This window comes from Flavobacterium sp. LS1P28 (genome assembly GCF_003970335.1).
Lineage (GTDB): Bacteria > Bacteroidota > Bacteroidia > Flavobacteriales > Flavobacteriaceae > Flavobacterium.
In genome coordinates this window covers 376,260-388,741 of the sequence record NZ_RYDI01000002.1, presented here as the reverse complement: position 1 = coordinate 388,741, position 12,482 = coordinate 376,260, and the positions used below count along the sequence as shown (strand labels likewise).

16 protein-coding genes are annotated in these 12,482 nt (G+C 35.3%); all 16 read right to left on the bottom strand.

The window, feature by feature from the left end; translation table 11 throughout:
- Positions 1-14: 14 nt before the first annotated feature.
- Positions 15-950 (bottom strand): citrulline utilization hydrolase CtlX, encoded by a 936-nt coding sequence (gene ctlX, locus EKL97_RS03715; protein WP_126458924.1) that lies wholly within the window; start codon positions 948-950, stop codon positions 15-17.
- A gap of 88 nt (positions 951-1,038) precedes the next feature.
- Positions 1,039-1,953 (bottom strand): dimethylarginine dimethylaminohydrolase family protein, encoded by a 915-nt coding sequence (locus EKL97_RS03710; RefSeq protein ID WP_126568136.1) that lies wholly within the window; start codon positions 1,951-1,953, stop codon positions 1,039-1,041.
- A 61-nt stretch (positions 1,954-2,014) separates the two neighbouring features.
- Positions 2,015-3,298 (bottom strand): citrate synthase, encoded by a 1,284-nt coding sequence (locus EKL97_RS03705; protein WP_126458918.1) that lies wholly within the window; start codon positions 3,296-3,298, stop codon positions 2,015-2,017.
- A 154-nt stretch (positions 3,299-3,452) separates the two neighbouring features.
- Entirely contained in the window at positions 3,453-4,745 is a 1,293-nt protein-coding gene (gene eno / locus EKL97_RS03700) for a phosphopyruvate hydratase (RefSeq protein ID WP_126458915.1), read from the bottom strand.
- 378 nt (positions 4,746-5,123) lie between these two features.
- Positions 5,124-6,224, bottom strand: coding sequence for a glutamine-hydrolyzing carbamoyl-phosphate synthase small subunit (gene carA / locus EKL97_RS03695; protein WP_126458912.1), 1,101 nt, complete (start codon positions 6,222-6,224; stop codon positions 5,124-5,126).
- A 329-nt stretch (positions 6,225-6,553) separates the two neighbouring features.
- Positions 6,554-7,045 (bottom strand): 50S ribosomal protein L17, encoded by a 492-nt coding sequence (gene rplQ / locus EKL97_RS03690; RefSeq protein ID WP_126458909.1) that lies wholly within the window; start codon positions 7,043-7,045, stop codon positions 6,554-6,556.
- 63 nt (positions 7,046-7,108) lie between these two features.
- Positions 7,109-8,101 carry a DNA-directed RNA polymerase subunit alpha gene (locus EKL97_RS03685; protein WP_126451845.1) on the bottom strand — a complete coding sequence of 331 codons (993 nt, stop codon included), beginning with the start codon at positions 8,099-8,101 and terminating at the stop codon, positions 7,109-7,111.
- 21 nt (positions 8,102-8,122) lie between these two features.
- On the bottom strand, positions 8,123-8,728 hold the full coding sequence (rpsD, locus tag EKL97_RS03680) for a 30S ribosomal protein S4 (protein WP_073210389.1): 606 nt from the start codon (positions 8,726-8,728) through the stop codon (positions 8,123-8,125).
- 87 nt (positions 8,729-8,815) lie between these two features.
- Complete coding sequence (rpsK, locus tag EKL97_RS03675; RefSeq protein ID WP_024981527.1) at positions 8,816-9,199, bottom strand: 30S ribosomal protein S11; 384 nt, start codon at positions 9,197-9,199, stop codon at positions 8,816-8,818.
- 8 nt (positions 9,200-9,207) lie between these two features.
- Positions 9,208-9,582 carry a 30S ribosomal protein S13 gene (rpsM, locus tag EKL97_RS03670; RefSeq protein ID WP_091173715.1) on the bottom strand — a complete coding sequence of 125 codons (375 nt, stop codon included), beginning with the start codon at positions 9,580-9,582 and terminating at the stop codon, positions 9,208-9,210.
- 2 nt (positions 9,583-9,584) lie between these two features.
- Entirely contained in the window at positions 9,585-9,701 is a 117-nt protein-coding gene (ykgO, locus tag EKL97_RS03665) for a type B 50S ribosomal protein L36 (RefSeq protein ID WP_008992256.1), read from the bottom strand.
- Between the two features lie 12 nt (positions 9,702-9,713).
- Positions 9,714-9,929: a translation initiation factor IF-1 gene (infA, locus tag EKL97_RS03660; RefSeq protein ID WP_007136545.1), complete on the bottom strand. Its 216-nt coding sequence runs from the start codon at positions 9,927-9,929 to the stop codon at positions 9,714-9,716.
- A gap of 4 nt (positions 9,930-9,933) precedes the next feature.
- On the bottom strand, positions 9,934-11,280 hold the full coding sequence (gene secY / locus EKL97_RS03655) for a preprotein translocase subunit SecY (protein ID WP_126451844.1): 1,347 nt from the start codon (positions 11,278-11,280) through the stop codon (positions 9,934-9,936).
- A 13-nt stretch (positions 11,281-11,293) separates the two neighbouring features.
- Entirely contained in the window at positions 11,294-11,746 is a 453-nt protein-coding gene (rplO, locus tag EKL97_RS03650; RefSeq protein ID WP_126451843.1) for a 50S ribosomal protein L15, read from the bottom strand.
- Between the two features lie 11 nt (positions 11,747-11,757).
- On the bottom strand, positions 11,758-11,940 hold the full coding sequence (gene rpmD / locus EKL97_RS03645) for a 50S ribosomal protein L30 (protein ID WP_027310825.1): 183 nt from the start codon (positions 11,938-11,940) through the stop codon (positions 11,758-11,760).
- Positions 11,941-11,952: 12 nt separating this feature from the next.
- Positions 11,953-12,480: a 30S ribosomal protein S5 gene (rpsE, locus tag EKL97_RS03640; protein ID WP_035668102.1), complete on the bottom strand. Its 528-nt coding sequence runs from the start codon at positions 12,478-12,480 to the stop codon at positions 11,953-11,955.
- Positions 12,481-12,482: the final 2 nt, after the last annotated feature.

Genomic DNA, 12,482 nt, shown 5'->3' with positions numbered 1-12,482 from the left:
CCTGAATTGTACAATTATTTTCTTGGCAAAAAGATCTCAGCCATCATACATCTGGCACTGCCACCCCCACATGCTTCAATAGTATCCAGGCTCGAACTCAAAATTTCAGCATGTCGTTCCAGTTGTTCTATTTGTTTTGAAGTTAAACTCTGATGTGCAGCAGCACTCATCACTAAATATCGTTTGTCCTTTGCCCCACGAATTTCAAGCATGTTTCCTGCAAAAGTATTCATTTGGGCTTCCGTAATTAAAATGATTTCTTTCCCGTTTTCTTTTAGGCTATCCAGGACCATTTTACGTTCTTTTTTATCATCAATACACTCCGAACAAATCACAGCAAAAGTGTCCCCCAGACACATCATCACATTGGTATGGTAGATCAATTTTCGTTCCGAACCGACGGTTTGAAATGCTTCAAAAATAACTGGAGCATAGTCAAAATCCTCACAGAATTCGATAAACAACTCTTCATCAGCCCTTGGTGACAAAGCGCAATATGCTTTAGCATTAGTTCTATCCAAAAGCAAACTTCCTGTTCCTTCCAAATAGAATCCATCTTCCTCTGCCGATGTATAATCAACAATATTATGAATCACAAACCCTTTGTCTTCCAGAACATCTAAAATATCTTCGCGGCGCTCGTGACGGCGATTTTCAGCAAACATAGGATATAAAGCCACATCTCCATTCTCGTGAAAAGAAATCCAGTTGTTTGGAAAAACACTATCTGGTGTATCTGGATTCAGGGTATCATCAACAACCGTAACATCAACCCCGACTGCTGTTAGTTTTTCTACAAAAGCATCAAATTCTTGTTGTGCTTTAGCGTTTACCGTTGCAGGCAAAAGACCGTCTACTACTTTTTGGTAATAATTATTTACTGCCGTTTGTTCGTTCATTCTAAACGCTACTGGGCGAATCATCAATATCGAATTTGTTGTTTGTTTCATGGGTTTTTGTGTTTTATTTTTGTGGTAGAGACGCACTGCAGTGCGTCTCTATCGTGCGTCTCTACCACAATACGTTTTTAAAATTGAATTAATCTCGAATCAAAGGCAAGGTCGAACAGCGCAATAGCCCTTCTTGTTTTGCAATTTCGGCATAAGGAATTTCTTCTACCAGAAAACCGTTTGCTCGCAACCAATTGTTCAGTCGGGTGAAATTTCTTTCGGAAACCACAACAGTGGTATCGATAGAAAAAATATTAGAATTCATGTGATACATTTCGTCTCTAGTGACGTGAAATAAATTTTCTTTCCCAAAAAGATTAACCAAGAATAAATAATCGGCTTCTTCTCGAAATCCATTTTTGTATATAATCCCTTTATTAATTCCAACAGGCTGAAAACAACAGTCTAAATGCAAGGCATTATCCCTTGCTTCAATTTTAGACTTTACTAGGTCAAATCCCTTTACAATTTTAGTAGGAAACAGGTCTTTGATGTACTGCACACCCTGAAGATTCGTCCGTGCTGTAATATAATCCTGGTAATCACTTCCTTTATATGTACCAACGAAGATATAGTCATTCCACAACATCACATCCCCTCCTTCTATGTGTACTTCTTCTGGGGGGCGCACTACTTTTTGAGGATCAATTTGGTCTATTACGTACTGAATCGCGTCTAATTCCCGCTCGCGATCCGGCAATATATTCGATTTTACAAAAACATCTCCAATTACAAAGCCAATATCTCTGGTAAATATTTGATTGTAATTTTCAATCATTTCAGGACGAAACACCGTTACATCATATTTTTCAAAAACCCGATTGAAGGCTTCCATTTCTCGAACCATATCTATCTCGATCGGATAAGTCCCTGCCAATATATGCTCTAACGATTTTGGATCATAGGCCTCTTCTCGTTTTGGCGTTGGCCCGTTATGTACTGCAGAACCCAAAACAACTGCCCTTAGTCTTGAAGTTTCATTATTTACATTTAATTCTAACATGTATCTTTAACTTTTAGCAAATATAAAAAAAGCTTCACAAATTTGTGAAGCTTTTTATCTTTTATCTTTTATCAGAGGTCTTGAATTCTCGCAAAGGATGTCCTGTGTAAATTTGTCTTGGTCTTCCGATAGGCTCTTTATTTTCTCGCATTTCTTTCCATTGTGCAATCCAACCCGGCAAACGCCCTATGGCAAACATAACCGTAAACATATCGGTAGGAATTCCTAGCGCTCTGTAAATAATTCCAGAGTAGAAGTCTACATTAGGATATAAATTTCTTGATTTGAAATACTCATCTTCCAAAGCCGCTGCTTCTAACTTTTTAGCAATAGCAAGAATTGGGTCTTCAACTCCTAAAGTTGCTAAAACTTCATTTGCTGCTTTTTTGATGATTTTTGCTCTTGGATCAAAGTTTTTATAGACTCTATGTCCAAAACCCATCAATCTAAAAGGATCATTTTTATCTTTGGCTTTAGCCATATATTTATCTGCATCACCGCCATTTCTATGGATTTCTTCCAGCATTTCAAGAACTGCCTGATTGGCACCTCCGTGCAAAGGACCCCAAAGAGCTGAAACTCCGGCAGATATTGATGCAAACAATCCCGCATGTGAGGAACCCACCATTCTAACGGTAGAAGTGGAACAGTTTTGCTCATGATCGCCATGAAGTATAAACAACTTGTCTAATGCATCTACTACCACAGGGTTTGGCGTATACGGCTCTGTAGGCAATTCAAACATCAAATGCATGAAATTCTCCACATACCCTTTAGTGTTATCATAATAATTCAAAGGATAACCCATACTTTTTCTGTAGGTCCAAGTGGCAATAACCAGGAATTTCCCCATGGTTTTACAAACTGCTTCATACATTTCTTTTTCATTCTCTACATTAACCGATTTAGGGTTGAACGCAGTCAATGCACTCGTCAAAGCAGCTAAAACACCCATTGGATGGGCTGTTTTTGGAAAACCATCAATGATGTTTTTCATTTCTTCATTGACCAGCGTGTATTTTCTGATATCCGTTTCAAATTGCGCCAACTGTTTAGTAGTAGGCAATTCTCCAAAAATTAAAAGATAAGACACTTCAAGAAAATCAGCTTTTTCTGCCAAATCTTCAATAGCGTATCCTCTGTAGCGAAGAATTCCTAATTCTCCGTCCAGAAAAGTAATATCACTCTTACAAGAACCTGAATTTTTATAGCCCGGATCAAGAGTAATTATACCGGATAAATCACGTAATTTGTTAATATCGATGGCAACTTCATTTTCGCTACCTACTACTATAGGCAGTTCAATTTTTTTTCCGTCGATTTCTAATGTTGCTGTTTTTGACATAATATATTTGAAAATAAACTTTTAAAATAATAATTTATCAAATCTAGGGAATTAAACACTAATTAAAAAGAGAATAATACAATGAAAATGTTAAATATTACCAAAAAAAAGCCATTCACACGAAGTGAATGGCTAAAAAAGATAGTATTAGAACTTATTTTATTTTAAAAGCGTTTTTTCCCGGAAAATAAGCGGTATCGCCTAATTCTTCTTCAATTCGCAATAATTGATTGTATTTAGCCATACGGTCTGAACGAGAAGCAGAACCGGTCTTGATTTGTCCACAATTTAATGCTACTGCTAGATCTGCAATAGTATTATCCTCCGTCTCTCCGGAACGGTGTGACATTACCGAGGTAAAGCCTGCGTTTTTAGCCATATTGACCGCTGCAATAGTTTCAGTCAAAGTACCTATTTGGTTTACTTTAACCAAAATTGAATTTGCAATTCCTTTTTCGATTCCTGTTGACAATCGTTCCACATTAGTAACAAATAAATCATCCCCTACTAATTGTACTTTATTACCAATTTTATCCGTCAGGTATTTCCAACCATCCCAGTCATTTTCATCCATTCCGTCTTCGATAGAGATAATAGGGTAATTAGCTGCTAATTCAGCTAAATAATCAGCTTGCTCCTCTGAAGTTCTAATTTTACCCGTTTCGCCTTCAAATTTCGTATAATCGTATTTTCCGTTTACAAAAAATTCAGAAGCCGCACAGTCTAAAGCCACCATGATTTCGTCTCCAAAAGTATAACCAGCAGCCTCAACTGCTTTTTTGATCGTGTCCAATGCATCCTCTGTACCACCGGCAAGGTTTGGTGCAAAACCACCTTCATCACCTACAGCGGTACTTAAACCTCTATCATGTAATACTTTTTTAAGGCTATGAAAAATCTCAGTCCCCATTTGCATTGCATGCGTAAAAGAAGTTGCTTTAACTGGTATGATCATGAATTCCTGAAACGAAATTGGCGCATCAGAATGTGAACCTCCATTGATGATATTCATCATAGGAACGGGCAATGTATTCGCAGAAACGCCGCCTACATATCGATACAAAGGCAATCCTAATTCATTTGCTGCCGCTTTGGCAACAGCCAAAGACACACCCAAAATTGCATTTGCTCCCAAGTTTGATTTATTAGGCGTGCCATCTAAATCAATCATCATTTGATCAATAACATTTTGTTCAAAAACGGAAACTCCAAGAAGTTCTTCCGAAATAAGTGTATTCACATTTTTCACCGCATTCAAAACTCCTTTACCAAGAAAAGCTTTTCCTCCGTCACGTAACTCCACTGCTTCATGTTTACCGGTAGAAGCTCCAGATGGAACTGCTGCTCTTCCTAAAACACCATTGTCTGTAATTACATCTACTTCAATTGTAGGATTTCCTCTTGAATCAAAAATTTGTCTTGCGTGAATTTTGATAATTATACTCATATTTTCTAATTTTTATTTAGTAATACAAATATATTCTATCTTTTGTAATGACATTATGAAAATAATGAATGTTATTAACGAAAACGTTATAATTATTTTAGAAATAACACTTTTCTACTTTATTAAAATTTTATTTTGCAGTATCAAATTAATTTTACTTTTTTCATTATATATTCGTGAAATTATATTCACTTTTGAAAGTGCTTTTTTTCTTTAAAATTTACAGTCAAGATGCGTATTGCATCGAGACAGCGCAAAATAGGACTAAAATATCATAGATAGTAGTATAAAAATTATTTTTCGCATAAAAAAAGGCCTGACTTTATGATTAAAGTCAAACCCTTCTGTTTTAAAATTTTGACAATTAAATAACTGTCTTTATCCTTTAATATTTTCAATAAACTGATCAAATAAATACGACGAATCATGGGGCCCAGGACTTGCTTCAGGGTGGTATTGAACAGAAAAACAATTTTTGTTTTTCATGCGCATCCCTGCAACAGTTCCATCATTAAGATGAAGATGCGTAATTTCAAGATTTGGATGATTGTCCAATTCCTCTTTATTAACCGCAAAACCATGATTTTGAGAAGTTATTTCCCCTTTTCCAGTGATGATATTTTTTACAGGATGATTTATTCCTCTGTGCCCATTAAACATTTTATAAGTAGAAATTCCATTAGCAAGACCAATTATTTGGTGTCCAAGACAGATTCCAAATAAAGGTTTATCATTGTCAAGAATTTCTTTAGCCACTTGAATCGCACCCGAAAGAGGCTCAGGATCCCCGGGACCATTAGATAAGAAGTATCCATCTGGATTAAATGCAGCTAAATCCTGATACGAAGAATCAAAAGGAAATACTTTGATATAACAATCTCTTTTAGCCAGATTACGAAGGATATTCATTTTTATTCCTAAATCAAGTGCTGCGATTTTATACGTTGCCTTCTCCTCACCAAAAAAATAAGGTTCCGTAGTAGAAACTTTAGATGCTAATTCTAAACCCTTCATATCAGGGACTTTTGATAAAGCAATTTTTAGTTCTTCTACTGAGGTATCATCTGTACAAATTACAGCATTCATAGCACCGTTCTCCCGAATATAACTAACCAGGGCACGCGTATCTACATCAGATATACAGATCAAGTTTTGTTTAATAAAATAATCTTCTAGGCTCCCTGAAGCATCGGAACGAGAATAATTAAAGCTAAAATTTTTACAAACCAACCCGGCAATTTTGACACTACCTGATTCTATTTCTGAATCGTTTACTCCATAATTTCCAATATGAGCGTTCGTGGCAACCATTAATTGTCCAAAATAAGAAGGGTCAGTGAATATTTCCTGATAACCTGTCATTCCGGTGTTAAAACAAACTTCCCCAAAGGTAGTTCCGCTGATTCCAATAGATTTACCATGGAATATTGTTCCGTCACTCAATAAAAGAATGGCACTTTGTCTTGTTGTATATTTCATTCGTTGCTATCTAATGTTATTTTTAATAGTCTCATGGAACTCGCAAAGCGGGTTTCATATATAGTTAAATATTGTGCAAATTTAATTGTTTAAAGCAATGGATGCAAGTTTTTGAAATTTATTGTATAATAAAAATTCTACCCTAGAGCCCTGATGACCTTGGAGCGTCTGGAGGCATCTTTTTGATTTTTTTTTAAAAGCAAAAGATACAGTGAACAGCAAGACAATTCACTATTAAATAATACGTTTTTTGTTCCGAAAAAATCAAAAAAAAAGGATAAACTATAAATAGCTTATCCTTAATTTTTATTGAATGATTATTTTCATAATTACTCAGCAGCTGTCTCTGCAGTTGGTTCACTTTCAGCAGCTGGAGCTTCAGTAGCCTCATCTGCTTTTTTAGCTTTCCCACCACGACGGCTTTTTGCTTTTTTAACTTCTTTTTTACCACCATTGTAAAGTTCATTGAAATCTACTAACTCGATCATTGCCATATCAGCATTATCTCCTAAACGATTCCCAACTTTAATGATACGTGTGTATCCACCTGGACGGTCTCCTACTTTAGCAGCTACGTCTCTGAACAAGTCAGTTACCGCATATTTGCTACGTAGGTAAGCAAAAACGATACGACGATTGTGAGTCGTATCTTGTTTTGATTTTGTTATTAAAGGCTCAACGAATTGTTTAAGCGCTTTTGCTTTAGCAACAGTAGTGTTAATACGTTTGTGCTCTATAAGAGAACAAGCCATATTAGCTAACATAGATTTTCTATGTGCAGTCTGTCTGCTTAAGTGATTGAATTTTTTTCCGTGTCTCATGACGTGTTTTTTTATACTTTCATCTTGATGCTATCCATTTTGGAGATCAAAATATGAAGTAATTTATTCTTTATCTAGTTTGTATTTTGCTAAATCCATACCAAAGTTCAAATTTTTAACTGCAACAAGTTCATCAAGTTCAGTTAAAGATTTTTTACCAAAATTACGGAATTTCATTAGGTCATTTTTGTTGAACGATACTAAATCACCAAGTGTATCAACTTCAGCCGCTTTCAAACAATTTAATGCTCTTACAGAAAGATCCATATCAACAAGCTTAGTTTTAAGCAATTGTCTCATGTGTAATGATTCTTCATCATACGATTCTGTTTGTGCAATTTCGTCAGCCTCGAGTGTAATTCTTTCGTCAGAGAACAACATGAAATGGTGAATCAAAACTTTAGCAGCTTCAGTAAGGGCATCTTTTGGATTGATAGAACCATCAGTTTTAATTTCAAAAACTAATTTTTCATAATCTGTTTTTTGCTCTACACGGAAGTTTTCAATTGCATACTTTACATTTTTTACCGGAGTAAAAATTGAATCTGTAAAAATAGTTCCAATTGCAGCATTCTGTTTTTTGTTCTCTTCAGCAGGAACATATCCTCTACCTTTTTCGATCGTTAAATCGAAATTAAGTTTAATTTTAGGATCTAAATTACAGATAACTAGTTCTGGATTCAAAACTTGGAAACCTGAAATAAATTTTTGAAAATCACCAGCTGTTAATTGATCTTTACCGGAAACAGAAATAGTAACTGATTCATTATCAATATCTTCAATTTGTCGTTTGAAACGTACTTGTTTAAGATTAAGGATAATTTCGGTAACGTCCTCAACAACTCCTGAAATAGTAGAAAACTCATGATCTACACCTTCAATACGAACAGATGTAATAGCATAACCTTCTAATGCTGAAAGCAAAACTCTTCTAAGTGCATTACCAACGGTCAATCCGTAACCCGGTTCTAAAGGTCTAAATTCAAATTTACCTTCAAAATCGGTTGAATCGATCATGATAACTTTATCGGGCTTCTGAAAATTAAATATTGCCATAAATTTCGACTAAGTCAATTATTATTTGTTGTACAACTCTACGATTAATTGTTCTTTAATGTTTTCTGGGATTTGAAGTCTAGCTGGTACAGAAACGAAAGTACCTTCTTTGATATCATTATTCCAAGTAATCCATTCATAAACATGACTTGAATTAGACAAAGAACGTTCGATTGCTTCTAAAGATTTAGATTTTTCACGAACTGCAACTTTATCACCAGGTTTAAGGTGGTAAGAAGCTATATTTACAACGTCACCATTAACAGTGACATGTCTATGAGAAACAAGTTGTCTAGCTCCTCTTCTTGAAGGGGCAATACCCATTCTAAAAACAACGTTATCTAATCGTGCTTCACATAATTGTAAAAGAACTTCACCAGTAACACCTTTAGTTGCTGATGCTTTTTTGAATAAACCTCTGAATTGTTTTTCTAAAATTCCGTAAGAATATTTAGCTTTTTGTTTTTCCATTAACTGGATAGCAAATTCAGATTTTTTCCCTCTTTTTTTAGCCATCCCGTGTTGTCCGGGTGGATAATTTCTTTTTTCGAACGCTTTATCGTCTCCGAAAATTGCTTCGCCGAATTTACGGGCGATTCTTGTACTTGGACCAGTATATCTTGCCATTTTAAATTGTTTAAGATAGAGATTATGAATTCAGGTCTTATCCTTCGATAATCGGTATTCTATCTAGGTTATACTAAAAAAATATTATTAAACTCTACGTCTTTTTGGAGGACGACATCCGTTGTGAGGCATTGGAGTAACATCGATAATCTCAGTCACTTCAATTCCACCGTTATGCAAAGAACGGATCGCAGACTCACGTCCGTTTCCTGGTCCTTTAACATACACCTTAACTTTTTTAAGTCCTGCTTCAAGAGCTACTTTACTACAATCTTCTGCTGCCATTTGGGCTGCGTATGGAGTATTTTTTTTAGAACCTCTAAAACCCATTTTACCAGCTGAAGACCAAGAAATAACTTCACCTTTTTTGTTTGTCAAAGAAATGATGATATTATTGAAGGTAGCAGAAATATGAGCTTCTCCCGTTGATTCAACGATAACTTTACGTTTTTTTGCAGTTGCTTTAGCCATATTACTTATTATTTAGTTGCTTTTTTCTTGTTGGCAACAGTTTTTCTTTTACCTTTTCTTGTTCTGGAGTTATTCTTAGTTCTTTGTCCTCTTAATGGAAGACCAGTTCTGTGACGAATACCTCTGTAACACCCAATATCCATTAGACGTTTGATGTTTAAAGAAACTTCTGAACGCAATTCTCCTTCAATTTTGAAAGTGGACACTGCTTCACGAATCGCTCCGATCTCATCATCATTCCAGTCTTGAACCTTTTTATCTTGGCTTACTTGAGCTTTTTCTAAAATCTCAATAGCTCTACTATTTCCTAATCCGAAGATGTAGGTAAGTGCTATAACACCTCTCTTATTTTTTGGGATATCTACCCCTGCTATTCTTGCCATAATTATCCTTGTCTTTGTTTAAATCTAGGATTCTTTTTGTTTATTACGTACAATCTCCCTTTTCTTCGCACAATTTTGCACTCGGGACTTCTCTTTTTTACTGAAGCTCTAACTTTCATTTTGAATATCCTTTAATATCTATAAGTAATTCTTGCTTTTGACAAATCGTAAGGGCTCATTTCTAGTTTCACTTTATCACCAGGTAATAATTTGATATAATGCATACGCATTTTTCCAGATATATGTGCGATTACTATATGTCCATTCTCTAACTCTACACGAAACATTGCATTTGATAATGCTTCAATGATCGATCCGTCTTGTTCTATTGCTGATTGTTTTGCCATAAAGTTAAGCTACTGCTTTTCTATTTTTACCACTTTTCATTAAACCATCATAATGCTTATTTAGCAAATATGAATTGATTTGCTGCATTGTGTCAATGGCAACACCTACCATAATTATCAATGAAGTACCTCCGAAAAACATTGCCCAGGATTGTTGAACATCCATAACACTTACAATTATCGCCGGGAACACGGCAATCAAAGCAAGAAATAAAGATCCTGGAAAAGTTATTAAAGACATCACCTTATCAAGATAATCAGAAGTTTCAACTCCTGGTCTGATACCCGGTATAAAACCACCGCTTCTCTTTAAATCATCAGACATCTTGTTAGTAGGAACTGTGATTGCAGTATAAAAGAAAGTAAATACAATTATTAACGTTGCAAAAACTAAATTATACCAGAAACCAAACATATTACTAAAAGCGCCAACGATTGACTGCGAAGCATCTGATTTAGACAGCCCTGCCAAAGCAGCTGGAATGAACATAATTGCTTGAGCAAAAATAATTGGCATCACCCCAGAAGCATTAAGCTTTAAAGGGATCCACTGTCTATTTCCACCTAACATGTCTTGTTCAAAATCCCCTGAAGTAGTACGTCTGGCATATTGAACAGGAATTCTCCTAATCGCCATAACCAACAATACACAACAAACAATAACCAATAACCAAATGATAATTTCGATAACTAACAACATCGGACCACCGTTATTATTAGTCACTCTCGTGGTAAATTCTTGGATGAATGCCTGAGGCAATCTTGCCAAAATACCCACCATAATCAACAAAGATATACCATTTCCTATTCCCTTATCTGTAATTTTTTCTCCTAACCACATCGCAAAAATTGTACCTGTGACTAAAATAATTACTGACGAAAACAAGAATTCAAATGAATTGAATCCCAATAAAAATGCATTACTAGGTAACGTTCTATATAAATTGTAGATGTAAGTAGGACCTTGAACCAAGGTGATACCAATAGTCAACCAACGTGTAATTTGATTAATTTTTTTTCTACCGCTTTCTCCATCGCTTTGAAGTTTTTGCAAGTATGGAACCGCAATTCCCATCAACTGAACAACAATTGAAGCAGAAATGTAAGGCATTATTCCTAAGGCAAAAACAGAAGCCTGTGAAAAAGCTCCTCCAGTAAACATATCAAGAATTGAACCAATTCCTTCTTTAGTTTGCCCGGCTAAATTACCCAACTGTGTAGCATCAATACCTGGTAAGGTTACTTGAGCCCCAAAACGATACACTAAAAGCAAACCCAATGTAATTAGGATTCTATTTTTCAGTTCTTCGATTTTCCAAACATTACTAATTGACTCAATAAATTTCTTCATATTAATTGAAAAATTACATTGTTACAGCTTCTCCACCAGCAGCTTCAATAGCAGCTTTTGCAGTAGCAGTAAATTTGTGAGCGGTTACTTTTAATTTTGCTGTCAATTCACCTCTACCTAAAATCTTAACGATTTCATTTTTAGTAGCTAAACGATTAGCAACATAAACTGTCATATCAACAGTATCTTTAATAACACCATTATCAACTAATAGTTGAAGTGTATCAAGATTTACACCTTCGTAATCTTTACGATTGATGTTTGTAAAACCAAACTTAGGTACACGTCTTTGAAGCGGCATTTGTCCCCCTTCAAAACCAATCTTTTTAGAATAACCAGAACGAGATTTGGCTCCTTTGTGACCTCTTGCAGAAGTACCACCTTTTCCAGAACCTTCTCCTCTACCTAACCTTTTATTTTGATTGTGTGTAGCACCTTCAGCAGGTTGTAAGTTACTTAAATTCATAACAGTATTTGTTATTTAGCTTCTTCAACAGAAACTAAGTGTTTAACTTTATTTATCATCCCAAGGATTGTAGGGTTTGAATCATGCTCTACAACTTGTCCCATTTTACGTAGACCTAAAGCTTCCAAACCTCTCTTTTGAGTAAGAGGACAGTTGATTTTGCTTCTAACTTGTTTTACTAATAATTTAGCCATAATTTCCTTGAATTAACCTTTAAAAACTTTTTCTAAAGAAACGCCTCTTTGTTTTGCAACAGTATAAGCACTTCTCATTTGTAATAAAGCATCAAAAGTTGCTTTTACCACGTTGTGAGGATTTGAAGATCCTTGAGATTTAGATAATACATCATGAATTCCTACTGATTCAAGAACTGAACGAACAGCTCCACCAGCAATAACTCCTGTACCATGAGAGGCAGGAATTAAGAATACACGTGCACCACCAAATTTACCTTTTTGTTCGTGAGGAACTGACTGACCATTCAAAGGAATTTTTACTAAATTTTTCTTAGCATCTTCTACTGCTTTCGCAATTGCTTCAGAAACATCTTTAGATTTTCCTAATCCGTGTCCAACCACTCCGTTTTCATCACCTACAACTACAATAGCAGAAAAACCAAAAGCTCTACCACCCTTTGTAACCTTAGTAACACGATTTACACTTACCAAACGATCTTTTAATTCAAGACCACTTGGTTTTACTAACTCTACATTCTTGTATTTACTATTAGACATAC

Excerpts from the sequence above, each read along its gene's own strand:
- ctlX (WP_126458924.1), bottom strand. The coding sequence starts at position 950 with ATGAAACAAACAACAAATTCGATATTGATGATTCGCCCAGTAGCGTTT.
- EKL97_RS03710 (WP_126568136.1), bottom strand. The coding sequence starts at position 1,953 with ATGTTAGAATTAAATGTAAATAATGAAACTTCAAGACTAAGGGCAGTT.
- EKL97_RS03705 (WP_126458918.1), bottom strand. The coding sequence starts at position 3,298 with ATGTCAAAAACAGCAACATTAGAAATCGACGGAAAAAAAATTGAACTG.
- eno (WP_126458915.1), bottom strand. The coding sequence starts at position 4,745 with ATGAGTATAATTATCAAAATTCACGCAAGACAAATTTTTGATTCAAGA.
- carA (WP_126458912.1), bottom strand. The coding sequence starts at position 6,224 with ATGAAATATACAACAAGACAAAGTGCCATTCTTTTATTGAGTGACGGA.
- rplQ (WP_126458909.1), bottom strand. The coding sequence starts at position 7,045 with ATGAGACACGGAAAAAAATTCAATCACTTAAGCAGACAGACTGCACAT.
- EKL97_RS03685 (WP_126451845.1), bottom strand. The coding sequence starts at position 8,101 with ATGGCAATATTTAATTTTCAGAAGCCCGATAAAGTTATCATGATCGAT.
- rpsD (WP_073210389.1), bottom strand. The coding sequence starts at position 8,728 with ATGGCAAGATATACTGGTCCAAGTACAAGAATCGCCCGTAAATTCGGC.
- rpsK (WP_024981527.1), bottom strand. The coding sequence starts at position 9,199 with ATGGCTAAAGCAACTGCAAAAAAACGTAAAGTTATCGTTGAATCAACG.
- rpsM (WP_091173715.1), bottom strand. The coding sequence starts at position 9,582 with ATGGCAAGAATAGCAGGGGTAGATATCCCAAAAAATAAGAGAGGTGTT.
- ykgO (WP_008992256.1), bottom strand. The coding sequence starts at position 9,701 with ATGAAAGTTAGAGCTTCAGTAAAAAAGAGAAGTCCCGAGTGCAAAATT.
- infA (WP_007136545.1), bottom strand. The coding sequence starts at position 9,929 with ATGGCAAAACAATCAGCAATAGAACAAGACGGATCGATCATTGAAGCA.
- secY (WP_126451844.1), bottom strand. The coding sequence starts at position 11,280 with ATGAAGAAATTTATTGAGTCAATTAGTAATGTTTGGAAAATCGAAGAA.
- rplO (WP_126451843.1), bottom strand. The coding sequence starts at position 11,746 with ATGAATTTAAGTAACTTACAACCTGCTGAAGGTGCTACACACAATCAA.
- rpmD (WP_027310825.1), bottom strand. The coding sequence starts at position 11,940 with ATGGCTAAATTATTAGTAAAACAAGTTAGAAGCAAAATCAACTGTCCT.
- rpsE (WP_035668102.1), bottom strand. The coding sequence starts at position 12,480 with ATGTCTAATAGTAAATACAAGAATGTAGAGTTAGTAAAACCAAGTGGT.